Origin of the sequence: Citrobacter sp. Cpo015 (genome assembly GCF_030333035.1) — a bacterium.
Taxonomy (GTDB): Bacteria; Pseudomonadota; Gammaproteobacteria; order Enterobacterales; family Enterobacteriaceae; genus Citrobacter; species Citrobacter portucalensis.
The window spans coordinates 1-24,802 of record NZ_JAOWGS010000038.1 but is presented as its reverse complement, the minus strand read 5'-3'; the positions used below and the strand labels follow the sequence as shown (position 1 = coordinate 24,802).

Genomic DNA, 24,802 nt, shown 5'->3' with positions numbered 1-24,802 from the left:
CAGAATTTAATTTACTGTTATTAAAGGAATTTTATTCTGAAGAACGCAAGAAGGGCGTGTCATCGTCACTAGTGACGATGACAAATGACAGCCGTCAGCGCGAAACGGGCGGCGCAACTGAGTCGCGCGCAATGAGTTCACCGGTGAAGGTCTTTGACGGCGTAAACGCCCCGTCACCTAGCATAAAGATCAGACGCCCAATCGTTTCCTGAATCATTTCTGTTACCGGAATTTTAACGCTGGAAAGCGCCGGAATAGTGTATGGCGCGAGGGCGATATCATCAAAGCCAATCACCGACACCTGTGCGGGAACGCTCACACCATGCTCGTGCAACTGCTTCATCGCACCGATCGCCATATCGTCATTGCTGGCCACCAATGCGGTAAAATTGACCTTGCGCGAAAGCAAAGTATCCACACCCGCTGCGCCGCAGGCTGGCGTCCATTTCCCTTTAACAATCAGATCATTATTTAGCGCGATCCCATGATGTACCAGCGCGTCTTTATAGCCTGAAAGTCGCTCCACGCCGGTTGGCGAATCCATCGAGCCGGTAATAAAACCAATCTCTTTATGCCCGGCGGCAATGAGCTGAGTAACGGCGTTAAAGCTGGTCTGCTTTTGATCGCACCATACGCTATGGCTACTGTTTTTCCGCAGGCGTCGATTAAGCACCATAATCGGCTGGCTGTGGGCATCGATGATGTCATCTATCTCATCCACGCTGAGAAAACGCGGATAAATCATAATCGCGTCACAGCGCAGGTCGAGCAGGTACTGGATCGCCTGGCGCTCTTCCTCAGCGCTATGCTTACCGTCAGCCAGTAACAGCTGGCGCCCTTTATCTTCCGCCATCCGCGCGGTATGAAACAGCAGTTCGCTGAAATAGACGCCGTGATAAAGGGTGTTTGTTACCACCAGACCCAGTGTCTGCGTGGTTTTCGCCGCGAGACTGCGCGCCAGCAAATTTGGGCGGTAACCACTCTCTTCAATGGCCTGAAACACGCGGTCTTTGGTTTCCTGGCTGACATAGCCGTTTCCGGAAAGCACCCGGGAAACCGTCGCTTTCGACACTCCGGCACGCTTCGCCACCTCCAGCATCGTGGTCATATTACTCATCCCTTTTCTCTCAATGTGACGCAGTGTACTGCACCGTTTTGCCGCTGTCCTTGCTGCTAAATCGCAGACGCTGACATCTGGTGATCGGAGTCACAATTACAAAAATTGATCAAAATTAAATCTTGATCAGTTAATACAATTTAAACATGATTTTGTGGAACCGGTTTCCTATCTGCGTTTCATCAACCCAGAAAAGCGATCCACGTAAACGGATAAAAAATAACGTACTCTACTGATAAAACAGGATTAAATCCGATGTCCAAGAATTATGCAGCGCTGGCGCGCTCCGTTGTAACGGCTCTGGGAGGCGTCGACAACATCACAGCAGTGACCCACTGTATGACCCGTTTGCGTTTCGTTATCAAAGATGACTCGCAGGTCGACAGCGCGACGCTGAAAACCCTCACTGGCGTGCTGGGCGTGGTGCGCAACGAGAACCAATGTCAGGTGATTATCGGCAACACCGTTTCGCAGGCGTATCGTGAAGTGGTCAGCCTGTTGCCTGCCAACATGCAGCCTGCTGAGCCGCAAATCAAACCCCGACTGACGCTGAAGCGGATTGGCGCGGGGATCCTTGATGCGCTGATCGGCACAATGTCGCCGTTGATCCCGGCGATTATCGGCGGATCAATGCTCAAGCTGCTGGCGATGGTTCTGGAAATGACCGGCGTGCTGGTGAAAGGATCGTCCACGCTCACCATTCTGACCGTCATTGGCGACGGTGCATTCTTCTTCCTGCCGCTGATGGTCGCCGCGTCGGCCGCTATCAAATTCAAAACCAACATGTCGCTGGCTATCGCCATCGCGGGCGTACTGGTGCATCCCAGCTTTATCGACCTGATGGCGAAGGCCGCGCAGGGTGAGCACGTTGAGTTTGCCCTGATCCCGGTAACGGCGGTGAAATACACCTACACGGTGATCCCGGCGCTGGTCATGACCTGGTGCTTGTCATACATCGAACGTTGGGTCGATCGTATAACTCCGGCGGTGACCAAAAACTTCCTCAAACCGATGCTGATCGTGCTGATCGCCGCCCCGCTCGCCATCGTCATCATTGGCCCGATCGGTATCTGGATCGGTAGCGCGATTTCAGCGCTGGTCTATACCATCCACGGCTATCTCGGCTGGCTGTCAGTGGCCATTATGGGCGCGCTGTGGCCGCTGCTGGTAATGACCGGTATGCACCGTGTCTTTACACCAACCATTATTCAGACCATTGCCGAAACCGGAAAAGAAGGCATGGTGATGCCGTCGGAAATCGGCGCCAACTTGTCGTTAGGTGGTTCATCGCTGGCAGTGGCATGGAAAACCAAAAACCCGGAGCTGCGCCAGACGGCGTTAGCGGCCGCCGCCTCAGCCATCATGGCGGGCATTTCCGAACCCGCGCTGTATGGCGTGGCAATCCGCCTGAAACGTCCGCTGATTGCGAGCCTTATCAGCGGTTTTATCTGCGGTGCTGTTGCTGGAATGGCCGGGCTTGCAAGCCACTCCATGGCGGCTCCAGGTCTGTTCACCAGTGTCCAGTTTTTCGATCCGGCCAATCCGATGACCATCGTTTGGGTATTTGGCGTGATGGCGCTGGCGGTAGTGCTTTCTTTTGTATTAACGCTGATTCTCGGCTTTGAAGATATTCCTGTCGAAGATGCAGCCGCGCAGGCCAGAAAAAACCAGGCCGCACAACCGGGCAATATCAATGGAGCCAGCATTTGACTGGTACGAACTGAGGTTAATTATGTCTGTTTTTCCGCAAGGATTTTTATGGGGCGGCGCACTGGCCGCCAACCAGTCTGAAGGGGCATACCGGGAAGGCGGCAAAGGGCTGACTACCGTCGATATGATCCCCCACGGCACACACCGCATGCCCGTCAAACTGGGTCAGGAAAAGCGCTTTACGCTGCGGGATGACGAATTTTATCCCAGCCATCAGGCGATCGACTTTTATCATCGCTATAAAGAAGATATCGCGCTAATGGCGGAAATGGGGTTTACGGTTTTTCGTACTTCCATTGCCTGGAGCCGCCTCTACCCTAACGGCGACGAGCTGACGCCGAATGAAGAGGGAATCGCGTTTTATCGGGCCGTGTTTGCCGAGTGTAAAAAATACGGTATTGAGCCATTAGTCACGCTGTGTCACTTCGATGTGCCTATGCATCTGGTCACCGAGTACGGCTCCTGGCGTAACCGCAAAATGGTGGAGTTCTTTACCCGCTACGCCCGTACCTGCTTCGAGGCCTTTGACGGTCTGGTGAAGTACTGGCTGACGTTCAACGAAATCAACATTATGCTGCACAGCCCCTTTTCAGGCGCCGGGCTGGTATTTGAAGAAGGTGAAAATCAGGATCAGGTAAAATATCAGTCCGCTCACCACGAACTGATAGCCAGCGCCCTGGCGACTAAAATAGCCCATGAAATTAATCCGCAAAACCAGGTCGGTTGTATGCTGGCTGGCGGTAATTTTTATCCTTACTCGTGTAAGCCGGAAGATGTGTGGACCGCACTGGAAAAAGACCGTGAAAACCTGTTCTTTATTGATGTGCAGGCGCGCGGGGCCTACCCGGCTTACTCTGCCCGCGTGTTTCGCGAAAAAGGCGTGGTAATCGAAAAAGCCCCGGAAGACGACGACATCCTGAAAAACACCGTTGATTTCGTCTCTTTCAGCTATTACGCATCGCGCTGCGCCTCCGCTGAAATGAACACGGGCAATACTAGTGCCGCCAACGTGGTGAAGTCGCTGCGTAATCCGTACATTGCCGCCAGTGAATGGGGCTGGGGAATCGATCCGCTCGGCCTGCGCATCACCATGAATATGATGTATGACCGCTACCAGAAACCGCTGTTTCTGGTGGAAAACGGGCTGGGAGCGAAAGATGAAATTGATGCCAACGGTGAGATCAATGACGACTATCGCATCAGCTATTTACGCGAACATATTCGCGCCATGGCAGACGCGATTGAAGATGGCGTGCCGCTGATGGGTTACACCTCCTGGGGCTGTATCGATCTGGTTTCAGCCTCAACCGGAGAGATGAGCAAACGCTACGGTTTTGTATATGTGGACCGCGATGACGCGGGCAACGGCACGCTGGCACGTACACGCAAGAAATCATTCTGGTGGTACAAAAAAGTCATCGCCAGTAACGGTGCCGATCTGGCATGACGGATCTGCCGGAGGGGGTTACAACCTTCCGGCAGAAGTACATATTTTCATTTCATTTATTACATTCCGGATTTGGAATCGTCCTTCCAGTTTCAGGTTTGCCCTCCCCCTTTTTTACTGGCATTTTATTCAGTAGTTTTTAATCCTGGCCGTTCACCACAAGGAAGCGTGCATGTTTGATAAAAAGGGCAAAACAGCGGTGGCAATCACCAAACCGGTACGTCGCTTGAAAGTCAGCTATGTCAGAAAACGCCATGAAGATCCAAAAACGGGATATACACGACGAATCAGTCGTCACGCCTCACTCACGCTGAACGGCGACTGGCTGGAACAAGCTGGATTTCCGACCGGTACGGCAGTGAATGTATCAGTGATGCAGGGGAAATTAATTATTGAGCAGGCAATTGAATGACGAGGATACACTGGGAAAACAGGCCGGATGTGGTTCACATCCGGCACTGATACGGTTTACTCTTCTGGTGCTTCCAGCTCGGAGAATCCACCGTGTCCTTCCCAACCGGCTAATCGCTGATAGACGGTATCAACCGCATCTTTGATCGGCTGTGTCATCGGGTAGTAAAAACCGACGATGTCCGGTTGAATGCCGAGGAAAATCACCTCACCAACATCGTCTTTCAGCTGATCTACCAGGTAGTTCAGCGGCATGTTGTGGGTGGTCATCATGAACATCTCGGCAATGTCATCAGGATCGATAATGCGGATTTCACCGGGGTTCAGCCCCATATCGGTGGCATCAACAATCAACAAACGTTGCGGGCGCAGTTCACGGATGGCGACAATATCGTTCTCCGGCGCGCTACCGCCGTCGATGACAACCCAGTTGCCTTGAGGATTTGCAGCACACATTTCAGCCAGCAGCGGGCCCGCGCCGTCATCGCCCATCATGCTGTTACCCACACATAATAAAACGTCAGTCACGGTGTCTCCTCACCATCAGATAGATGGCGCTTTCCTGGTGTATGTCGTGCAGCATGCTAAGCATCAGCTTGCTCCACTCCTGCTGCTGCGGGGTCTGCACGGCACGCGCATCATCGAACGCGCGCGCCAGCATTTGTACATGGTTGAAATCGATAACGATCTCGCCGTATTTCGGCACGCCTTCCATTTTCCGGCGGGCTTCGCTTCCCTCAGCAAGGGTAGCAATCCATGCCAAATATTCGTCCCATGGACAAGTTAATGCCGCTTCCAGGCAATCGATGATCCCAAGGTGGTGACCAATCGCCAGGCTGTAATAGACAACCTGCTGCGCCTCAGCGGGCGTCGCATCGTTCTCATCAATAAATTTACGGCTCAGTTGACTGAACACCACCGTTTCACTCATCGGATACGCGCCTCTTCGACAACATGGTTAAGATGCGTGACGATCTCGGTCAGACGCGGATCGTTTTCCGCTTCCAGCCAGCGCGCCACCTGATGCTCGCCCTGCCCTAACTGCGTCATATAGTCATCAGCAATCTGGCGACCATAGCGGTATCCCGCCAGACGGCGAGCCTCGCGATCCACCTTCACGCGCAGCGGCTGAACCATGTCCGGATGCAGAATTTCCGCCGGCTGTTCGTCCAGTTCACCCGGCGCACGCGCGTGAATTTTTTGCTCCAGCAGACCCAGCGCCATGGCAAAACCATACAGCGTTGCCGCAGGCGTCGGCGGACAACCTGGAATATACACGTCCACCGGTACGATTTTGTCCGTGCCGCCCCATACGCAGTATAAGTCGTGGAAGATACCGCCGCTGTTACCGCAGGCACCGTAAGAGATACAAATTTTCGGATCTGGCGCAGACTGCCAGGCACGCAGCGCCGGAGAGCGCATGGCACGGGTTACCGCGCCGGTAAACAGCAGAATATCCGCATGGCGCGGTGACGGGACGACTTTGATGCCAAAACGTTCGGCATCAAACAGCGGAGAAAGCGTAGCAAAGATTTCGATTTCGCAACCGTTGCAGCCGCCGCAGTCCACGCGGTAAACATACGCTGAACGCTTGATGCTTTTCAGCAGCGATGCTTTCATGCTGGCAATGGATTCATCCACCGTCATCGGTACCGGAATACCGTTGGCGTCACGTGGGCCTAATAAGTTGCTCATCAGTTGGCCTCTTTCATATGGCGAGTCAGTTCAATACGGTCAGACGGCACCAGGCATTTCTGGCGCTTACAGTCCGGGCAGGTCTCAAAGCTTTCACGGTGGTTTTCCGCGCGGGTATCACCGTTGTGCTTAAGCAGCGCAATGGCGTAATCAATCTCTTTTTGCACCGCAAACGGACGGTTACATACGCGGCAATTGCACAGCGCAAAACGAGACTGCTGCAGGAAATCATCTTTCTTCCACACCGCCAGCTCATACTCCTGCGACAGCTTGATTGCCGCTGTCGGGCAGACTTCTTCGCAGCGGGCGCAGAAAATGCAGCGCCCAAGGTTGAATTGCCACGCCAGCTCATTGGTGACCAGATCGGTTTCTACTGTCAACGCGTTCGACGGGCACGCATTCACACAGGCCGCACAGCCGATGCACTGCTGCGGATTATGTTCCGGTTTGCCACGGAAGTTTTTATCGACCGCAATCGGCTCCAGCGGATACGACGACGTCGGCGCCCCGGTTTTGATGACTTTTTTGATAAAGGTAAACATGGCGATTCCTTATTTCAGCGGCGAGTTTTTACGCTCGATGCTGTAGCGCTCAAGTTCTTTGTACGGCACGACTTTGCTCTTCTTCTTACGCACATCGACCACAGTCATACGGTCAGTACAGGAGTAGCAAGGATCGAGGCTACCGATAATCAGCGGGGCATCGGAAACGGTATTGCCACGCAGCATGTAGCGCAGCGTCGGCCAGTTGGCGTAAGTCGCCGCACGGCAGCGCCAGCGATACAGTTTCTGGTTGTCGCCGGTCATGCTCCAGTGGATGTCATCTCCACGCGGCGCTTCAGCAAAGCCCAGTGCGAAACGGTGAGGAATATAGGTAAAGCCTTCCACCATCAGCGGGCCGCCCGGCAGGTTATCCAGACCAAAGTCGATCATATTCAGCGCGGTGTAGACTTCATTAATACGGACTTTCAGGCGAGAAATAACGTCGCAGCCCTGCTCGCTGTGAACTTCCATCGGCAGCAGACCATAGCCGACAAACGGGTGATCGGCGCGGGTGTCACGCGCGTGGCCGCTGGCGCGAACCATCGGGCCGACGTTACTGAAGTCACGGGCAATTTCCGGATCAAGACGACCAATACCAACGGTACGCTGTTCCATGTTCGGCGTGCTGAGCAGCATATCGACCAATTCCTGCACGTCACGACGCATCTGCTGCGCCAGTTGACGGGTCTGGATCATATCTTCTTTCAGCAGGTCACGACGAATACCGCCGATCAGGTTCAGACCGTAGGTTTTACGCGCCCCGGTGAGGATCTCCGCCATCTTCATCGACGTTTCACGCACGCGGAAGAACTGCATAAAGCCGGAGTCAAAACCGGTGAAGTGACAGGCCAGCCCGAGGTTCAGCAGGTGCGAGTGCAGACGCTCAACTTCCAGCAGAATGGCGCGGATCATCTGCGCACGTTCCGGCACCACGATGCCCATCGCATTCTCAACGGAGGTGGTATAAGCGGTGCTATGCGCAAAGCCGCAGATGCCGCACACGCGATCTGACAGGAACGTCACTTCGTTGTAACCCATGCGGGTTTCCGCCAGTTTCTCCATGCCGCGGTGGACATAGAACAGACGGTAATCGGCGTCGATGATGTTCTCACCGTCAACAAACAGGCGGAAGTGACCGGGTTCATCGGAGGTGACGTGCAACGGGCCAATCGGCACCACGTTATTTTTCTTGTCGCCCAGTTCGTTGATGAACTCGTAGGTTTCAGCATCGGTAGTCGGCGCCGGGCGCTGACGATAATCCATGCTGTCTTTACGCAGCGGATAGAGTTCGTCCGGCCAGTCATCCGGTAACACCAGACGGCGCTCATCCGGTAAACCAACCGGGATCAAACCGTACATGTCGCGCACTTCACGCTCGCCCCAGACCGCTGCTGGAACGCGCGGCGTGACGGACGGGAACTCCAGTTTATTGGCATCGACTTCAACGCGGACGGTTATCCAGCACTTGGTGCCCTGCTCCATCGACATCACGTAATAAACGGCGTAATGACCGCACAGCTGACGTTCGTCGTTACCAAACAGCACGGATAACCAGCCGCCCTGTTTGTAGTACAGGAACTCCACCACTTCCGGCAGGTAGTTCACCTTGACGGTGATCGTCAGCTGATCTTTGGTCTGCCAGGCTTCATCCAGCACCACGCCCGGAAAGGCCTGGTGCAGCGCAGCGAGATATTGTTGACCTAATTTTTCTTCAGACATGCTCAAACTCTCTTAAATCACGCCACCAGCAAGGAGACGAACGCTAAAAACGCAAACCCAAAACCGGCCCAGGTCACGCGTGAAGTGGCGCAAAAACGCAGACGCGCCATGCTGTTTTCGAACAGGGCGATGACCAGCACGCCGAGGACCAGCTTGACGACGGCAATCACCAGCGCCAGCAGCAGTCCACCGGCGGTGAAGGTTTCCATCTGTCCCCACGGCAGGAACACGCCAACGAACATTTGCAGAACGACCAGCTGTTTGAGGCTAATGCCCCACTTCAGCACGGCAAAACCGCTGCCGCTGTATTCGGTCAATGGACCTTCCTGCAGCTCCTGCTCTGCTTCCGCCAGATCGAACGGCAGTTTGCCCATTTCGATAAAGGTGGCGAAAGCACAGGCGCACAGTGCCAGAATCAGCGGAATGCTGCGCGCAGCAGGCCAGTGGTAAATGGTATCGGCGATATTGCTGATATGGGTTGAACCCGCAACCTGTGCCGCTACCCACAGCCCCAGCAGCAGGATAGGTTCAACCAGCACACCGAGCATCGCTTCACGGCTGGCGCCAATGGCGGTAAACGGGCTACCGGTATCCAGTCCCGCGATAGAGAAGAAGAAACGGGCAATGGCGAACAGGTAAATTAAGGTGATCAGATCGCCCAGTTGTGGCAGCGGCGAGCCAACGGTCACTACCGGCAACGCAGTGGCGATAGTCAGCATCACGCCCACCATCACAAACGGCGTCAGGCGGAAAACCCAGCTGGAATCCGCAGGCGCAATGCTCTGACGGCCCAGCAGTTTGATAATGTCGCGGTATTCCTGCAAAACGCCCGGACCGCGGCGATTGTGCAAACGCGCACGCGCCACGCGGGTAACACCGGACAGCAGCGGCGCAACGGCAAACAGCACCAGCGCCTGAATTAACGGATATAAAACACTCATTCTCAGGCTCCTCGAGAAACCACAATCACCACCAGCACCGCCAGCTCAATCAGCGCCAGGCGACGGAACAGCACCGGTGCAGCCGCATTCTGCCAGCCCGGAACCAGTGATACCGGGTTCAGCCATTTACGCAGTTTGAGTACCGGGGCAAAGGCTTCTTTCACCGGCATAGCAAAACCGTGCGCGGTAATCACCATTGACTGCTCGTGATCGTAACCACACACCCATGCCGCACCGCGTGAACGCGACGGCAGACGGTTGCCTTTGAAAATGGCCATGATGATGAACGGCAGCAGCGGACACGCGATCAGCAGCAGCGTGATCATTGGCTGAGAAACGGTGGTGTTCGCGGTTTCCAACGGCAGCGGAACGGCGGAGGAGATCATCGGCAGCAGCCACGGCGCAGCAACGCCGCCAATCACGCAGCAGATAGCCAGCGCGACGACGCTCACTCCCATCAGGATTGGCGCGCAGCAGGCATTTTCAGCTTCCTTCGTGCGCGGTGCGCCAAGGAACGTAACGCCATAGACTTTCGCCATACACATCACCGCCAGCGCGCCGGTAATTGCCAGCCCTACCGCCAGCAACGGTCCTAACAGGCTACCGACAAACGCGCCGCTGTTGCCAAGCTTAAAGAAGGATTGGTAGATAACCCACTCACCGGCAAAACCGTTCAGCGGCGGCAGTGCGGCCATCGCCATCAGACCAACCAGCATCGCCAGCGAGATAACCGGCATACGTTTACCGATACCGCCCAGTTTTTCGATATCACGATGACCGGTACGGAACCAGATGCTGCCTGCACCCAGGAACAGAACGCTTTTGAACAAGCTGTGGTTTACCAGGTGGTACAGACCGCCGGTCAAACCCAGCGCGATCAGCGCCGGTTGATTCAGGGAAATTCCGGTCACGCCAGCGCCCAGACCCAGCAGAATAATGCCGATGTTTTCCAGCGTGTGGTACGCCAGCAGGCGCTGGATGTTGTGTTCCATCAGCGCATACAGACCGCCAACAAACGCGGTGATCATGCCCAGCACCAGCAGCGTAATCCCCCACCACAGCGGCGCGTTACCGCCCAGCAGCGACAGGGAGAGAATACCCAGCAGACCAACCTTCATGACGACGGTAGAGAACAGCGCCGCAGCCGGTGCGCTGGCATTGGCGTGTGCCTGTGGCACCCAACCGTGGAGCGGAATAATCCCGGCCAGCAGGCCAAAACCTGCCACGCCCAGCAGCCAGATGTCAGATCCGAGCGGCAGCTCCTGGGTGCGCAGGTCTAGCAGACGCAGCTCCAGCGTGCCGTAACGTTGCCACACCAGGTAGCAGGCGACCGCCAGCAGCAGCGTACCAATACGCCCCAGCGCAAACCACAGTTTGCCTTCTTTACTGCATCCGGTGAGGAACACGGCACACAGCGCCATGATTTCCGCCATCACCACCAGCGTACCGAGGTTACTGGCAACCACCGCACATACCGCCGCGGCCATCAGCAGATTCACCAGCAGGCCGTTAGCTTTCACCTGCGGATGACGATGCCAGTCAATGTTGTACAGGCTGACAAACAGGCCGCACAGGCCCAGCGTAATCAGCCAGATAGCATTCAGCGGAGTAATTTGCAGACTGTGACCAATAAACGGCATCACGCCGCTCACTGCCAGCGCATTAGTCAGAACGGTAAAACCCGCGGCTGCCGTACACAGGCTGCCGACTGCACCGCCAACCCCAGCAATCCAGCCGCTCAGCGATTTATGAAATGAAAACAGAAATGCCAGAACCGCAGCCGCTGTAAACCAGGCTAAGCCGCTGTTAATCAGTGAAATTGCGCTCATTTTGCATCCCCACTCTGAGCCTGCTGAAACAAGGTGAGATCGCCGAAATCGGTATTGAAAGTCAGCTCACGCTTACGTTTGCTGGCGCGGGCGATATCCATGTTGCTCACCAGATGCAGGGCTTTGGTCGGACACATGCGCACGCAGGCAGGACCTTGCTCGTCAAAACTACACAGATCGCATTTCACCGCGATGGCACGAACGCCAGGAACCCAGTCCAACAGCGAACTCACGCGAGCAGGCGCTGGCGGAGCCGGAGGCGCTTTTGGCGTATTGGCGTTTGCCGGAATGTGTAGCGGACGGCTACCGGAAAACTCTATCGCGCCAAACGGACAAGCGATCCCGCACAGTTTGCAGCTTACGCACAGGCTTTCGTTCAGCTGTACGGCGCCATCAACGCGGTTAATGGCATTAACCGGACACACGGTGGCGCAAGGCGCATCTTCACACTGGTGGCAAAGCTGCGGCGCGGATTCTTTTTCATTTAACATCACTTTCAGGCGCGGCATTGACTGCAGGCCATGCTGGCGATGTGTCTCTGAGCAGGCGGCTTCACAGGTGTGGCAGCCAATACAAAGAGTGGAGTCAGCAATTACAAAACGATTCACCAGGCATTCCTCAGGTGATAGTCATTTTTGACGAAAACATGTCTACCAAATGTCATTTCGACATTTTTCGACATGCCCATTCCCTAAAACGTCGTGACGCAGTATGTAGACCGCACCATGACAAAGTGGGCAGCACCCGAGGCTTAAGCCGGGCTATGTCCCTCAACCAGCTGGCTTAAATTCACCGGCATATTGTTCTCAACCGCGGTGTACAGGCTGTCGTAGACGGTGGCGATTTTTTCGAGATAGTGCTCCAGGACCTGCTCGCGATCGCGGTTGCTAATACGCTCATCGACCTTACCGTCGATAGTCAATTCTGCCTGTGCAATCAGCTGCTTATCATCACCGTCTTTCGTTTCAACGTAGTATTCGATGGTATGGCTGTTAAAGCCGTCCGCCAGCGTGACGTAGATAGTGAAGTGTTCAAAAAGGACGAAGCAGAGATCCTTGTCCGGTGCGCAGCTCATCGCATGATGCAAACGCGCTTTTGACAGGGTGATCCCCTGAACCAGCGAGTTGCAGTAAATACGCCACTGGTCCTGTAGGCGACGATGCCGTTCAGCGATGTAATCGGCTTTTTCGCTTATTTCCCAAATAGTCATGTCAGGTTACCCGTTTAGCAGAGATGAACAGCCTTAAGCACATTTCATGCCAAAATTAAATCACTTAATTTTCATATAGATAAAAAATCAAAGGCGGGTGACGACATGTCATTTCGTCATCGTCGTCATTGTCACGAATGAAAAAAATCAACCTGGCATGCTTATTGCTTTTAATACAGCAACTTCACAGGAGGCGGTATGCACGAAATAACCCTCTGCCAACGGGCACTGGAATTGATTGAACAACAGGCCACGCAACACGGTGCTAAGCGAGTAACTGGGGTCTGGCTCAAAATTGGCGCATTTTCTTGCGTAGAAACCAGCGCTCTCTCCTTTTGTTTTGATCTGGTATGCCGCGGGACCCTTGCAGAAGGTTGTAAACTCCACCTCGAAGAACAAGAAGCCGAATGTTGGTGCGAATCTTGTCAGCAATACGTCACGTTACTGACGCAACGCGTGCGCCGATGCCCGCAATGCAACAGCGATATGCTGAGAATTGTGGCCGATGACGGCTTACAGATTCGACGTATTGAAATAGATGAAACTCCAGCGCCGGATGGCGACGCTTAAGCGTCTTATCCAGCCTACAGAAACAGCTCGTTTGTAGGCCGGATAAGGCAACGCAGCCATCCGGCAACAGATGTATCGCAAGTAAAAAGATCAGGAGTGAGCGATGTGTACGACATGTGGTTGCGCTGAAGGCAACCTATATATAGAGGGTGATGAGCATAATCCCCACTCGGCGTTTCGCAGCGCGCCATTTGCCCCGGCGGCTCGTCCGGCGCTGAATATTACCGGTGTGAAGACCTCAAATTTCACACCGAGCCAGACCGAAGAAGGCGATTTGCACTACGGTCACGGTGAGGCCGGAACCCACGCACCAGGTATGAGCCAACGCCGTATGCTGGAAGTGGAAATTGACGTACTGGACAAAAACAACCGCCTCGCCGAGCGCAACCGTGCCCGCTTTGCGGCCCGTCAGCATCTGGTGCTGAACCTTGTTTCAAGCCCGGGCTCTGGTAAAACTACCCTGCTGACCGAAACGCTGATGAAGTTGAAAGATAGCGTGCCGTGCGCCGTTATTGAAGGTGACCAGCAGACGGTGAACGATGCCGCCCGTATTCGCGCCACAGGCACACCCGCCATTCAGGTCAACACCGGTAAAGGTTGCCACCTCGACGCACAAATGATTGCTGACGCCGCGCCGCGTTTGCCGCTTGACGATAACGGTATTCTGTTCATTGAAAACGTCGGCAACCTGGTCTGCCCGGCCAGCTTCGACCTCGGCGAGCGCCATAAAGTGGCCGTGCTTTCAGTAACCGAAGGTGAAGACAAACCGCTGAAATACCCGCATATGTTTGCCGCCGCATCGCTGATGCTGCTCAACAAAGTGGATCTACTGCCGTACCTCAATTTTGACGTTGAAAAATGCATTGCCAGCGCCCGGGAAGTGAACCCGGGGATTGAGATTATCCTAATTTCCGCCACCAGTGGAGAAGGGATGGATCAATGGCTCTCCTGGCTGGAGACGCAGCGATGTGCATAGGTGTTCCGGGTCAAATCCGCACCATTGATGGCAACCAGGCCAAAGTCGACGTCTGCGGTATTCAGCGCGACGTCGACCTGACGCTGGTCGGTAGCTGTGATGAACATGGCCAACCGCGTCTCGGCCAGTGGGTACTGGTCCACGTCGGTTTTGCCATGAGCATCATTAATGAAGCTGAAGCGCGCGATACGCTCGACGCGCTGCAAAACATGTTTGACGTTGAGCCGGATGTCGGCGCGTTGCTGTACGGCGAGGAAAAATAAATGCGTTTTGTTGACGAATACCGCGCACCAGAACAGGTGATGCAGTTGATAGAGCACCTGTGTGAACGTGCCGCCCACCTCTCCTACACGGCTGAACGCCCGCTGCGGATCATGGAAGTTTGTGGTGGTCATACCCACGCTATCTTCAAATTCGGGCTCGACCAGTTGCTACCGGAAAACGTGGAGTTTATTCATGGTCCGGGTTGCCCGGTTTGCGTTCTGCCGATGGGCAGAATCGACAGCTGTGTAGAAATCGCCAGCCATCCAGAAGTGATTTTCTGCACCTTTGGCGACGCTATGCGCGTCCCGGGTAAGCAAGGCTCCCTGCTGCAAGCCAAGGCGCGCGGTGCGGATATCCGTATTGTCTATTCACCGATGGATGCACTGAAGCTGGCGCAGGAAAACCCAACGCGTAAAGTGGTGTTCTTTGGCCTGGGTTTTGAAACCACAATGCCAACGACTGCTATCACCCTGCAACAGGCAAAGCAGCGTGACGTGCAGAACTTTTACTTTTTCTGCCAGCACATCACGCTTATCCCTACGCTGCGCAGTCTGCTGGAACAGCCAGACAACGGTATCGACGCCTTTTTAGCACCGGGCCACGTCAGCATGGTAATTGGCACCGACGCCTATAATTTCATTGCTTCAGATTTCCATCGCCCCCTGGTGGTCGCCGGTTTCGAACCGCTTGATCTCCTGCAAGGCGTAGTGATGTTAATTGAGCAGAAAATTGCAGCCCAAAGCCAGGTAGAAAACCAGTACCGCCGCGTGGTACCGGATGCCGGTAACGCGTTAGCGCAACAGGCCATTGCCGAGGTGTTCTGCGTCAATGGTGACAGCGAATGGCGCGGTCTGGGCGTTATCGAATCCTCTGGCGTTCACCTGACGCCGGACTATCAGCGCTTTGATGCCGAAGCACATTTCCAGCCAGCGCCGCAGCAGGTGTATGACGATCCGCGCGCGCGTTGTGGGGAAGTGCTGACGGGCAGATGTAAACCACATCAGTGTCCGTTATTTGGCAAAACGTGTAACCCGGAGACCGCATTTGGCGCCCTGATGGTCTCCTCAGAAGGCGCATGTGCCGCCTGGTATCAGTATCGTCAGCAGGAGTGTGAAGCATGAGCAGCGTACAACTCGCCCACGGTAGCGGCGGTCAGGCTATGCAGCAGTTGATCAACAGTCTGTTTATGGAGGCTTTCGCGAATCCGTGGCTGGCGGAACAAGAAGATCAGGCGCGTCTGGAACTGGCACAACTGGTGGCAGAAGGCGACCGTCTGGCGTTTTCAACTGACAGCTACGTTATCGATCCGTTGTTCTTCCCCGGCGGCAATATCGGCAAGCTGGCCATCTGTGGTACGGCTAACGATGTCGCGGTCAGCGGAGCTATTCCACGCTACCTCTCCTGCGGTTTTATCCTCGAAGAGGGTCTGCCGATGGAGACACTGAAAACCGTTGTTAACAGCATGGCAGCAACCGCGCGCGAAGCAGGCATCGCCATCGTGACTGGCGATACCAAAGTCGTGCAGCGTGGTGCAGCAGACAAGCTGTTCATTAACACTGCCGGAATGGGGGCAATTCCCGCCAACATTCACTGGGGCGCACAGACTCTCGGCGTGGGTGATGTGCTGCTGGTCAGTGGCTCTCTTGGCGATCACGGCGCAACTATCCTTAACCTACGCGAGCAATTGGGTCTGGATGGCGAACTGGTCAGCGACTGCGCGGTGTTAACACCTCTTATCCAGACACTGCGTGATATTCCTGGCGTGAAGGCGCTTCGTGACGCCACCCGTGGCGGCGTGAATGCGGTCACGCATGAATTTGCCGCTGCATGCGGATTTGGTATTGAGCTGTCTGAAGCTGCCCTGCCCGTGAAGCCAGCGGTGCGTGGCGTTTGCGAGCTGCTGGGTCTGGATGCGCTCAACTTTGCTAACGAAGGCAAACTGGTGATTGCCGTTGAGCGTCAGGCCGCTGAAAGCGTGCTTGCCGCGCTGCACGCGCATCCGTTAGGACGCGATGCGGCAATGATTGGTGAAGTGGTTGAACGTAAAGGTGTTCGTCTTGCCGGACTCTACGGCGTAAAACGAACCCTCGATTTACCACACGCCGAACCATTACCTCGTATATGCTAGCAGCCGGTTGGCAGCATGCTGTAGGCCGGATAAGACGCATTAGCGTCAACATCCGGCGTTAATGCTGCATTATGCCTGATACCGCTTTGCTGATCGGGCCAACGGATTGTATATCCTGGCCAGTTCAGTGGCAGGCCATCCGGCAATAATTTACGACTTATACCTATAATTCATTTACCGTTTTCGCACCGTTCTGCGGTGCTTTCCCTGGAAAAGCAATATGTCGTATACACCGATGAGTGACCTCGGACAGCAAGGCCTGTTCGATATTACTCGTACATTATTACAGCAGCCCGATCTCCCGTCTCTTAGCGAGGCGCTTTCGCAGCTGGTCAAGCGTTCAGCGCTGGCCGACTGCGCGGCTATTGTCTTATGGCAGGCACAAACGCAACGTGCGCGTTATTTTGCAACGCGTGAAAATGGTAAACCCATCGATTATGAAGACGAAACGGTGCTGGCACATGGTCCGGTACGCCGTATTTTGTCTCGCCCTGATGCGTTGCACTGCAACTATCATGAGTTTACGGAAACATGGCCACAATTGGCTTCAGGTGGACTGTATTCTGAATTTGGCCACTACTGCCTGCTGCCGCTGGCGGCAGATGGGCGCATCTTTGGCGGTTGCGAATTCATCCGTAACGAAGACCGTCCGTGGAGTGAAAAAGAATATAACCGTCTACAGACCTTCACTCAGATAGTCGGCGTCGTTGCTGAACAAATTCAAAGCAGAGTCAGCAACAACGTCGATTACGATCTGCTATGTCGTGAGCGTGACAACTTTCGCATCCTGGTCGCCATCACCAATGCCGTGCTCTCCCGACTGGATATTGATGAGCTGGTCAGCGAAGTCGCCAAAGAGATCCACCACTACTTCGACATCGATGCCATCAGCATCGTGTTACGCAGCGATCGCAAAAATAAACTCAGTATCTATTCCACTCACTATCTGGATGAACATCATCCGGCACACGAACAGAGTGAAGTGGACGAAGCGGGAACGCTCTCTGAACGGGTCTTCAAAAGCAAAGAGATGCTGCTGATCAACCTGAGCGAACGTGACATCCTTGCCCCTTACGAACGGATGCTGTTCGAAACCTGGGGCAACCAGCTACAAACCCTGTGTCTGCTACCGCTGATGTCCGGCAATACTATGCTCGGCGTACTCAAGCTGGCACAGTGCGAAGAGAAAGTTTTCACTACCGCCAACCTCAAGCTATTGCGCCAGATTGCCGAGCGTGTGGCAATTGCCGTGGATAACGCGCTAGCCTACCAGGAAATTCACCGCCTGAAGGAACGTCTGGTCGATGAAAACCTGGCGTTGACTGAACAACTCAACAACGTAGAGAGTGAGTTCGGCGAAATCATTGGTCGCAGCGAAGCTATGTACAGCGTACTCAAGCAGGTCGAAATGGTGGCGCAAAGCGACAGCACCGTCTTGATTCTGGGTGAGACCGGAACGGGTAAAGAGCTGATCGCACGAGCCATTCACAACCTGAGCGGACGTAACGCCCGCCGGATGGTGAAGATGAACTGCGCGGCAATGCCTGCCGGATTGCTGGAGAGCGATCTGTTTGGTCATGAGCGCGGCGCGTTTACCGGGGCCAGCACGCAACGTATTGGGCGTTTCGAACTGGCGGACAAAAGTTCGCTGTTCCTCGATGAAGTTGGCGATATGCCGCTGGAGCTTCAGCCTAAGCTACTGCGGGTTCTGCAAGAGCAGGAATTTGAACGTCTGGGCAGTAATAAGCTGATCCAGACCGATGTCCGTTTGATCGCCGCCACCAACCGCGATCTGAAGAAGATGGTTGCCGATCGCGAATTTCGTAACGATCTGTATTACCGACTGAACGTCTTCCCGATCCATCTGCCGCCGCTGCGTGAGCGCCCGGAAGATATTCCGCTGCTGGTAAAAGCCTTCACCTTTAAAATTGCTCGTCGGATGGGACGCAATATCGACAGTATTCCCGCCGAGGCTCTGCGCACACTGAGCTGTATGGAATGGCCGGGTAACGTGCGTGAGCTGGAAAACGTGGTAGAACGAGCGGTTCTGCTTACCCGGGGCAACGTACTGCAACTATCCCTTCCGGATATTGCCCCTTTGACGCCGTCTACGCCTCCGGTGGCAACCGAAGTCGCGCAGGACGGTGAAGATGAATACCAGTTGATTATGCGCGTACTGAAAGAAACCAACGGGGTGGTTGCCGGTCCCAAAGGCGCGGCACAAAGGCTGGGGCTGAAACGTACAACGTTACTCTCACGCATGAAGAGATTAGGCATTGATAAGGATGCACTGGTTTAGCCAGTGTGGCTATACTGGGTGATATCTCAACGAGAGGAGGCAGTATGGCGGTATCAGCACGTAATCAATTAACCGGTACGGTGAGCGCAGTCGCTACGGGCGCAGTGAATGATGAAGTTGAACTGACGCTGGCTGGCGGCGCAAAACTGGTCGCGATTGTAACCCATAGCAGCCAGCAGGCGCTGGGTCTGGCGAAAGGGAAAGAAGCAATTGCCCTGATTAAAGCGCCATGGGTGACGCTGGCAACTGAAGACCGTGGTCTGAAGTTCTCTGCCCGCAACCAGTTTGCTGGCAGTGTTTCCCAGGTCACAGAAGGCGCAGTCAACGCCACGGTACATATCAAAACTGACGCAGGCTTCGAGATTGTTGCCGTCGTCACCAACGAAAGTCAGCAAGAGATGAAACTGAGTCAGGGAAGCCGTGTTGTTGCGCTGATCAAAGCCTCAGCTATTCTGATTGCCACCAAAGCGTAGTCGCCATTCATCACCACATGGCTAAGTTGCCCGATGGCGCAATGCGCATCGGGCCTACGCGACAGATGCACTTATTCTCGTAGGCCAGATAAGGCGCAGCCGCCATCCGGCGCACAGCGACCTTATTTTTTCCGCTGGTACTTCTCGGGTAACTCCGGCACTGGACGTTTGTCATCAATCAGGTGACGTACGGTCAGAATCGGGTGACGCCAGAGCATTCTCGGCCCAGCCCAACGCATAATTTGCTTCATCTCTTCGCGTTTAGCAGGTTGATAACAGTGCACAGGACACTGTTTACAGGCCGGTTTTTCCTCACCAAATACGCACTTGTCGAGGCGCTTTTGCGCATAGGCAAATAACGCATCGTAATGCCCCGGCTCGCCTGAAGCCTGCGGGCACTGGCTCTCGTAGAGCGAAATCATTCTCTGGATCGTCATTTTTTCACGTGCAATGCGTTTGCCGGACATGATGCCTCCACAATTAAGTTGCATAAATAATACACCTTAACTAAGCACAGAACTATTACCTGAAGGTGATACATCCTTAGCACCCTACGCAAATAAGAATTATTTTCATTTGTTTATGCCATGTGCTATATAACATAGCAAAGGCTATATTCGATGATAAATTAACCACTTTGTTGCGAGGGATACTATGCCGCATCTGCCCCATCTGAAGTCATTTCTCCTTGCCAGCGTGTTAACAGCGCTGACGCTGTCACCCGCCTGGGCGAAAGAAAAATTCAAAGTGGTGACCACCTTTACGGTGATTGCCGATATGGCAAGCAATGTAGCAGGTGACGCGGCGGACGTTAGTTCTATCACCAAACCGGGTGCTGAAATTCACGAATATCAACCAACCCCAGGCGATATTAAACGGGCGCAAGGCGCACAGCTTATTCTCTCTAACGGTCTAAACCTCGAACTATGGTTTTCCCGCTTCTACCAAAATTTGTCCGGCGTACCAGAAGTGATGGTCTCAAACGGCGTGCAGCCAATGGGCATCAGCGAAGGGCCGTACAACGGTAAACCAAACCCGCATGCCTGGATGTCAGCAGAGAACGCGCTGATCTACGTGGATAACATTCGCGATGCGCTGATCAAATATGATCCGGACAATGCCGCAACCTACCAGAATAATGCGCAGAATTATAAAGCGAAAATCCAGCAGACCCTGGAGCCACTACATACAGAACTGGCAAAGCTCCCTGCTGATAAACGCTGGCTGGTCACCAGCGAAGGCGCATTCTCTTATTTAGCTCGTGATAACAATCTCAAGGAGCTGTATCTGTGGCCGATCAATGCCGATCAGCAGGGTACGCCCAAGCAGGTACGCAAGGTTATCGATGCCATCAGAGAGCATCATATCCCAACGGTATTTAGCGAAAGCACCGTGTCCGACAAACCAGCGCGTCAGGTTGCCCGTGAGTCTGGCGCACATTACGGCGGCGTGCTGTATGTCGATTCGCTCAGCGCTGCCGATGGTCCGGTACCGACCTATCTGGATTTACTGCGCGTCACCACGCAAACCATTGTTAACGGCATCAACAAGGGTCTGGAGAGCCAACCATGAGTCACTCTGCGATTACCGTAAATCAGGTTACGGTGACGTATCGCAACGGTCATACCGCATTGCGGGACGCCACTTTTCAGGTTCCGGGCGGCTCAATTGCCGCGTTGGTCGGCGTAAACGGTTCGGGAAAATCAACACTTTTTAAAGCGCTGATGGGTTTTGTCCGCCTGGCGCAGGGGGAAATCTCAATTCTGCAACAGCCGGTAAATAAGGCGCTCAAACGGAATCTGATCGCCTATGTCCCCCAGTCAGAAGAGGTGGACTGGTCGTTTCCGGTACTGGTGGAAGATGTGGTGATGATGGGACGCTTTGGCCATATGGGCTGGCTGCGTCGACCAAAACAAATTGACCACGCCTGCGTAGATGCGGCGCTGGCGCGGGTTGATATGCTGGATTATCGCCATCGTCAGATAGGTGAACTGTCCGGTGGGCAGAAAAAGCGTGTTTTTCTGGCAAGGGCTATCGCACAGGACGGACAGGTTATTTTACTGGATGAACCCTTTACCGGCGTGGATGTAAAAACCGAGGCCCGGATCATCGACCTGCTGCGTGAACTGCGTAATGAGGGTCGAACCATGCTGGTCTCTACCCATAATTTGGGATCCGTCACCGAGTTTTGTGATTACACGGTGATGATTAAGGGCACGGTGCTGGCAAGTGGACCCAACGAAACCACCTTTACCCCCGAGAATCTCGAACTGGCATTCAGCGGTGTACTGCGTCACGTTGCGCTGAGCGGCGGTGAACAGCACGTAATTACCGATGATGAACGCCCGTTTATTTCGCGACGCACGGCAAACGAGGGGGAATAACCATGAACTGGCTAACGGAGCCGTTTGGCTACCAGTACATGCTCAACGCCATGTGGGTCTCGGCGATGGTCGGTGGCCTGTGTGCGTTTCTCTCCTGCTATCTGATGCTCAAAGGCTGGTCGCTGATTGGCGATGCGCTGTCGCACTCTATCGTGCCGGGCGTGGCAGGCGCTTATATGTTAGGGCTTCCCTTCGCGCTTGGCGCATTCCTTTCCGGCGGACTGGCGGCGGGCAGTATGCTGTTTCTTAATCAACGTTCGCGCCTGAAGGAAGATGCGATTATCGGACTGATTTTTTCGTCTTTTTTCGGTATCGGGCTGTTTATGGTGTCGCTCAATCCGATGTCGGTGAACATTCAGACCATCATTCTCGGCAACGTGCTGGCGATTGCGCCAGAAGATATTCTACAACTGGCCATCATCGGGGTTATTTCGCTAACCATCCTGTTTTTGAAGTGGAAAGATCTGATGGTGGTTTTTTTTGATGAAAACCACGCGCGCTCTATCGGTTTGAATCCGGGCCGGTTGAAGCTGTTATTTTTTACACTGCTCTCCGTTTCCACAGTCGCCGCGCTGCAAACCGTCGGCGCATTTCTGGTGATTTGCCTGGTGGTTACGCCCGGTGCAACGGCCTGGCTGCTGACCGATCGTTTTCCACGCCTGCTCACTATCGCCGTAGCTATTGGCAGCCTGACCAGCTTTTTCGGCGCCTGGCTGAGCTACTGGCTGGACGGTGCAACCGGCGGAATTATTGTCGTTCTGCAAACGCTGCTGTTCCTGCTGGCATTTGTCTTCGCGCCAAAACACGGTCTGCTGGCGAATCGCCGCCGCGCCCGTCTGGTGAACAAGGAGTCAGTATGATCTTAACAACGCTGCTGGAACCCTTTCAGTTTGGTTTTATGGTCAATGCGCTGGTCATCTCCACCATTGTCGCCGTGCCCTGCGCGCTGCTGTCTGTATTTTTAGTACTCAAAGGCTGGGCACTGATGGGCGATGCAATGAGCCACGCGGTTTTCCCGGGAATTGTACTGGCGTGGATTGCGGGCATCCCACTGGCAATTGGCGCATTTATCGCCGGGCTGTTCTGTGCGGTGGCGACGGGTTATCTCGACGATAACAGCCGCATCAAACGCGATACCCTGATGGGAATCGTCTTTTCCGGCATGTTTGGCGCAGGGCTGGTGCTGTACGTCTCTATCCAGTCAGAGGTCCATCTCGATCATATTCTGTTCGGCGACATGCTGGGCGTATCGTTCAGCGACATCATACAAACCGCGGTTATTACGCTTGGGATAGCGCTTATTATTGGGCTTAAGTGGAAAGATCTGCTGCTGCATGCGTTCGACCCGCATCAGGCAAAGGCCAGTGGGCTTAACACTGCACTGCTACATTACGGCCTGCTGTGCATGATCGCCCTGACGATTGTCGCCACGCTAAAATCAGTAGGGATTATTTTGTCGATCTCCTTACTGATTGCGCCTGGCGCCATTGCGATTTTAATGACGCGGAAATTTTCCCACGCCTTGTGGCTGGCGGTGATTATGTCGGTCGTTACCTCGTTTATGGGCGTGTACCTGTCTTTTTTCATCGACAGTGCACCGGCCCCCACCATCGTCGTACTATTTTCACTACTGTTTGTGATGACCTTTATTTACTCCACCCTGCGCGATCGTCGTTTAGAACGGCGACGCCAGCAATACGACCTCTAACGGAGTGGGCAGTGATATGCCCACTATCGTTATTAGAATACGTAATGACAATATTCCCAGCGTCCTGAACAAATGCCCCGTTCTGAAACCATGCCATATTTACCAGCGCTATTTAATAATCAGATAGTCACTATCACATTAGATAAAAATACAGGTAAATTTTATGAGCAAGATGAGCATGTCAGAAATCTATTCTGAACCAGAGGCCTATGGCTTACCACGCAAAGGTATAACACTTAATAATAAGGAAGCTGCGTTGGTGGTAGTCGATCCACAGATCGATTTTTTAAGTCCTCAGGGTATTGGCTGGGAGGTTTTTAAAGACAGCATTATTGAAAATAATACTGTAGAAAATCTCGAGACGTTGTTCAAAATGGCAAAAGAAGCACAAATGCCTGTTTTTATTTCTCCACATTATTACTTTCCGCACGACCATAAATGGCAATCTACCGCACCGGGAGAAACATTTATGCACGGCACTGGAATGTTCAGTCGTAAAGGTCCACTGACGATGGAGAATTTTGAAAATTCCGGCGCAGACTTTTTACCGCAGTTTAAGCCATATATTTATGATGGCGAAACGGTCATTGCCTCACCGCATAAGATTTTCGGGTGATGCTGCCAACTTACTGATTTAGTGTATGATGGTGTTTTTGAGGTGCTCCAGTGGCTTCTGTTTCTATCAGCTGTCCCTCCTGTTCAGCTACTGACGGGGTGGTGCGTAACGGCAAAAGCACCGCCGGACATCAGCGCTATCTCTGCTCTCACTGCCGTAAAACATGGCAACTGCAGTTCACTTACACCGCTTCTCAACCCGGTACGCACCAGAAAATCATTGATATGGCCATGAATGGCGTTGGATGCCGGGCAACCGCCCGCATTATGGGCGTTGGCCTCAACACGATTTTCCGCCATTTAAAAAACTCAGGCCGCAGTCGGTAACCTCGCGCATACAGCCGGGCAGTGACGTCATCGTCTGCGCGGAAATGGACGAACAGTGGGGATACGTCGGGGCTAAATCGCGCCAGCGCTGGCTGTTTTACGCGTATGACAGGCTCCGGAAGACGGTTGTTGCGCACGTATTCGGTGAACGCACTATGGCGACGCTGGGGCGTCTTATGAGCCTGCTGTCACCCTTTGACGTGGTGATATGGATGACGGATGGCTGGCCGCTGTATGAATCCCGCCTGAAGGGAAAGCTGCACGTAATCAGCAAGCGATATACGCAGCGAATTGAGCGGCATAACCTGAATCTGAGGCAGCACCTGGCACGGCTGGGACGGAAGTCGCTGTCGTTCTCAAAATCGGTGGAGCTGCATGACAAAGTCATCGGGCATTATCTGAACATAAAACACTATCAATAAGTTGGAGTCATTACC

The 24,802-nt window shown here is 54.0% G+C and carries 27 protein-coding genes; 16 read left to right on the top strand and 11 right to left on the bottom strand.

Translation table 11 applies throughout. The features are described 5' to 3' along the window. Positions 1-94: 94 nt before the first annotated feature. Positions 95-1,108 (bottom strand): LacI family DNA-binding transcriptional regulator, encoded by a 1,014-nt coding sequence (locus OGY67_RS21315; RefSeq protein ID WP_167820601.1) that lies wholly within the window; start codon positions 1,106-1,108, stop codon positions 95-97. A 264-nt stretch (positions 1,109-1,372) separates the two neighbouring features. Between OGY67_RS21315 and ascF the strand changes: the two genes are divergently transcribed. From ascF to OGY67_RS21300, 3 genes are all read left to right on the top strand, one after another. Then, entirely contained in the window at positions 1,373-2,827 is a 1,455-nt protein-coding gene (gene ascF, locus OGY67_RS21310; protein ID WP_032944740.1) for a PTS cellobiose/arbutin/salicin transporter subunit IIBC, read from the top strand. Between the two features lie 22 nt (positions 2,828-2,849). Further along, positions 2,850-4,274 carry a 6-phospho-beta-glucosidase gene (locus OGY67_RS21305; RefSeq protein WP_286574481.1) on the top strand — a complete coding sequence of 475 codons (1,425 nt, stop codon included), beginning with the start codon at positions 2,850-2,852 and terminating at the stop codon, positions 4,272-4,274. A gap of 172 nt (positions 4,275-4,446) precedes the next feature. Then, complete coding sequence (locus tag OGY67_RS21300) at positions 4,447-4,686, top strand: SymE family type I addiction module toxin (protein ID WP_008785630.1); 240 nt, start codon at positions 4,447-4,449, stop codon at positions 4,684-4,686. A 56-nt stretch (positions 4,687-4,742) separates the two neighbouring features. Here OGY67_RS21300 and hycI read toward each other — a convergent pair whose 3' ends face one another. The 9 genes from hycI to hycA all read right to left on the bottom strand — a co-directional run bounded on the left by hycI (position 4,743) and on the right by hycA (position 12,621). Beyond that, positions 4,743-5,213, bottom strand: a complete 471-nt coding sequence (gene hycI / locus OGY67_RS21295) for a hydrogenase maturation peptidase HycI (protein ID WP_003037382.1) — start codon at positions 5,211-5,213, stop codon at positions 4,743-4,745. Then, positions 5,206-5,616, bottom strand: coding sequence for a formate hydrogenlyase maturation HycH family protein (locus OGY67_RS21290; protein ID WP_003037385.1), 411 nt, complete (start codon positions 5,614-5,616; stop codon positions 5,206-5,208). The genes hycI and OGY67_RS21290 overlap by 8 nt, the downstream gene beginning before the upstream one ends. Beyond that, positions 5,613-6,380, bottom strand: coding sequence for a formate hydrogenlyase subunit HycG (gene hycG / locus OGY67_RS21285; protein ID WP_003037388.1), 768 nt, complete (start codon positions 6,378-6,380; stop codon positions 5,613-5,615). Before hycG ends, OGY67_RS21290 begins: the two co-directional genes overlap by 4 nt. After that, entirely contained in the window at positions 6,380-6,922 is a 543-nt protein-coding gene (locus OGY67_RS21280; RefSeq protein ID WP_286574480.1) for a formate hydrogenlyase complex iron-sulfur subunit, read from the bottom strand. Before OGY67_RS21280 ends, hycG begins: the two co-directional genes overlap by 1 nt. Positions 6,923-6,931: 9 nt before the next feature. Then, on the bottom strand, positions 6,932-8,641 hold the full coding sequence (hycE, locus tag OGY67_RS21275) for a formate hydrogenlyase subunit HycE (protein ID WP_003037393.1): 1,710 nt from the start codon (positions 8,639-8,641) through the stop codon (positions 6,932-6,934). 17 nt (positions 8,642-8,658) lie between these two features. Then, positions 8,659-9,582 (bottom strand): respiratory chain complex I subunit 1 family protein, encoded by a 924-nt coding sequence (locus OGY67_RS21270; RefSeq protein WP_003825914.1) that lies wholly within the window; start codon positions 9,580-9,582, stop codon positions 8,659-8,661. Positions 9,583-9,584: 2 nt separating this feature from the next. Further along, positions 9,585-11,411: a formate hydrogenlyase subunit 3 gene (gene hycC, locus OGY67_RS21265; RefSeq protein WP_286574479.1), complete on the bottom strand. Its 1,827-nt coding sequence runs from the start codon at positions 11,409-11,411 to the stop codon at positions 9,585-9,587. After that, on the bottom strand, positions 11,408-12,019 hold the full coding sequence (gene hycB, locus OGY67_RS21260; protein WP_003825909.1) for a formate hydrogenlyase subunit HycB: 612 nt from the start codon (positions 12,017-12,019) through the stop codon (positions 11,408-11,410). Before hycB ends, hycC begins: the two co-directional genes overlap by 4 nt. A gap of 143 nt (positions 12,020-12,162) precedes the next feature. Then, positions 12,163-12,621, bottom strand: a complete 459-nt coding sequence (gene hycA, locus OGY67_RS21255) for a formate hydrogenlyase regulator HycA (RefSeq protein ID WP_008785633.1) — start codon at positions 12,619-12,621, stop codon at positions 12,163-12,165. Between the two features lie 198 nt (positions 12,622-12,819). On the opposite strand from hycA, the gene hypA reads away from it, so the two are divergent. The 7 genes from hypA to OGY67_RS21220 all read left to right on the top strand — a co-directional run bounded on the left by hypA (position 12,820) and on the right by OGY67_RS21220 (position 19,331). After that, positions 12,820-13,191, top strand: a complete 372-nt coding sequence (gene hypA / locus OGY67_RS21250) for a hydrogenase maturation nickel metallochaperone HypA (RefSeq protein WP_008785634.1) — start codon at positions 12,820-12,822, stop codon at positions 13,189-13,191. Positions 13,192-13,294: 103 nt separating this feature from the next. Continuing rightward, positions 13,295-14,167 (top strand): hydrogenase nickel incorporation protein HypB, encoded by an 873-nt coding sequence (hypB, locus tag OGY67_RS21245; RefSeq protein WP_003037409.1) that lies wholly within the window; start codon positions 13,295-13,297, stop codon positions 14,165-14,167. Beyond that, on the top strand, positions 14,158-14,430 hold the full coding sequence (gene hypC / locus OGY67_RS21240) for a hydrogenase 3 maturation protein HypC (RefSeq protein ID WP_003037411.1): 273 nt from the start codon (positions 14,158-14,160) through the stop codon (positions 14,428-14,430). The genes hypB and hypC overlap by 10 nt, the downstream gene beginning before the upstream one ends. Next, the gene (gene hypD / locus OGY67_RS21235; RefSeq protein ID WP_003825899.1) at positions 14,431-15,552 is read left to right on the top strand and encodes a hydrogenase formation protein HypD; all 1,122 of its coding nucleotides are present in this window, start codon (positions 14,431-14,433) and stop codon (positions 15,550-15,552) included. Continuing rightward, positions 15,549-16,559, top strand: a complete 1,011-nt coding sequence (gene hypE, locus OGY67_RS21230; RefSeq protein ID WP_234103182.1) for a hydrogenase maturation carbamoyl dehydratase HypE — start codon at positions 15,549-15,551, stop codon at positions 16,557-16,559. The genes hypD and hypE overlap by 4 nt, the downstream gene beginning before the upstream one ends. Before the next feature lie 220 nt (positions 16,560-16,779). Beyond that, positions 16,780-18,858, top strand: a complete 2,079-nt coding sequence (gene flhA, locus OGY67_RS21225) for a formate hydrogenlyase transcriptional activator FlhA (RefSeq protein WP_032944751.1) — start codon at positions 16,780-16,782, stop codon at positions 18,856-18,858. 44 nt (positions 18,859-18,902) lie between these two features. Then, a complete protein-coding gene (locus tag OGY67_RS21220; protein WP_286574478.1) occupies positions 18,903-19,331 on the top strand; it encodes a TOBE domain-containing protein in 429 nt (142 codons plus the stop codon). Between the two features lie 122 nt (positions 19,332-19,453). Here the strand turns inward: OGY67_RS21220 and OGY67_RS21215 are convergent, their stop codons facing one another. Further along, complete coding sequence (locus OGY67_RS21215) at positions 19,454-19,798, bottom strand: nitrous oxide-stimulated promoter family protein (protein WP_048236638.1); 345 nt, start codon at positions 19,796-19,798, stop codon at positions 19,454-19,456. A gap of 187 nt (positions 19,799-19,985) precedes the next feature. Here OGY67_RS21215 and OGY67_RS21210 point away from each other — a divergent pair, with 187 nt between their 5' ends. The 6 genes from OGY67_RS21210 to OGY67_RS21185 all read left to right on the top strand — a co-directional run bounded on the left by OGY67_RS21210 (position 19,986) and on the right by OGY67_RS21185 (position 24,787). Next, positions 19,986-20,903, top strand: coding sequence for a metal ABC transporter substrate-binding protein (locus OGY67_RS21210; protein ID WP_286574477.1), 918 nt, complete (start codon positions 19,986-19,988; stop codon positions 20,901-20,903). Continuing rightward, a complete protein-coding gene (gene sitB, locus OGY67_RS21205; protein WP_286574476.1) occupies positions 20,900-21,715 on the top strand; it encodes an iron/manganese ABC transporter ATP-binding protein SitB in 816 nt (271 codons plus the stop codon). The genes OGY67_RS21210 and sitB overlap by 4 nt, the downstream gene beginning before the upstream one ends. Positions 21,716-21,717: 2 nt before the next feature. Next, on the top strand, positions 21,718-22,575 hold the full coding sequence (gene sitC, locus OGY67_RS21200; protein WP_008785642.1) for an iron/manganese ABC transporter permease subunit SitC: 858 nt from the start codon (positions 21,718-21,720) through the stop codon (positions 22,573-22,575). Continuing rightward, the gene (gene sitD, locus OGY67_RS21195) at positions 22,572-23,423 is read left to right on the top strand and encodes an iron/manganese ABC transporter permease subunit SitD (protein WP_032944764.1); all 852 of its coding nucleotides are present in this window, start codon (positions 22,572-22,574) and stop codon (positions 23,421-23,423) included. Before sitC ends, sitD begins: the two co-directional genes overlap by 4 nt. Positions 23,424-23,586: 163 nt before the next feature. Then, positions 23,587-24,039 (top strand): isochorismatase family protein, encoded by a 453-nt coding sequence (locus OGY67_RS21190; RefSeq protein WP_286574475.1) that lies wholly within the window; start codon positions 23,587-23,589, stop codon positions 24,037-24,039. Between the two features lie 50 nt (positions 24,040-24,089). Further along, positions 24,090-24,787, top strand: a protein-coding gene (locus OGY67_RS21185) for an IS1-like element IS1B family transposase (protein ID WP_095033700.1) whose coding sequence is annotated in 2 segments (ribosomal slippage) — positions 24,090-24,339 and positions 24,339-24,787 — 699 coding nt in all. Because the reading frame shifts where the segments join, the coding sequence is not laid out codon by codon here. Positions 24,788-24,802: the final 15 nt, after the last annotated feature.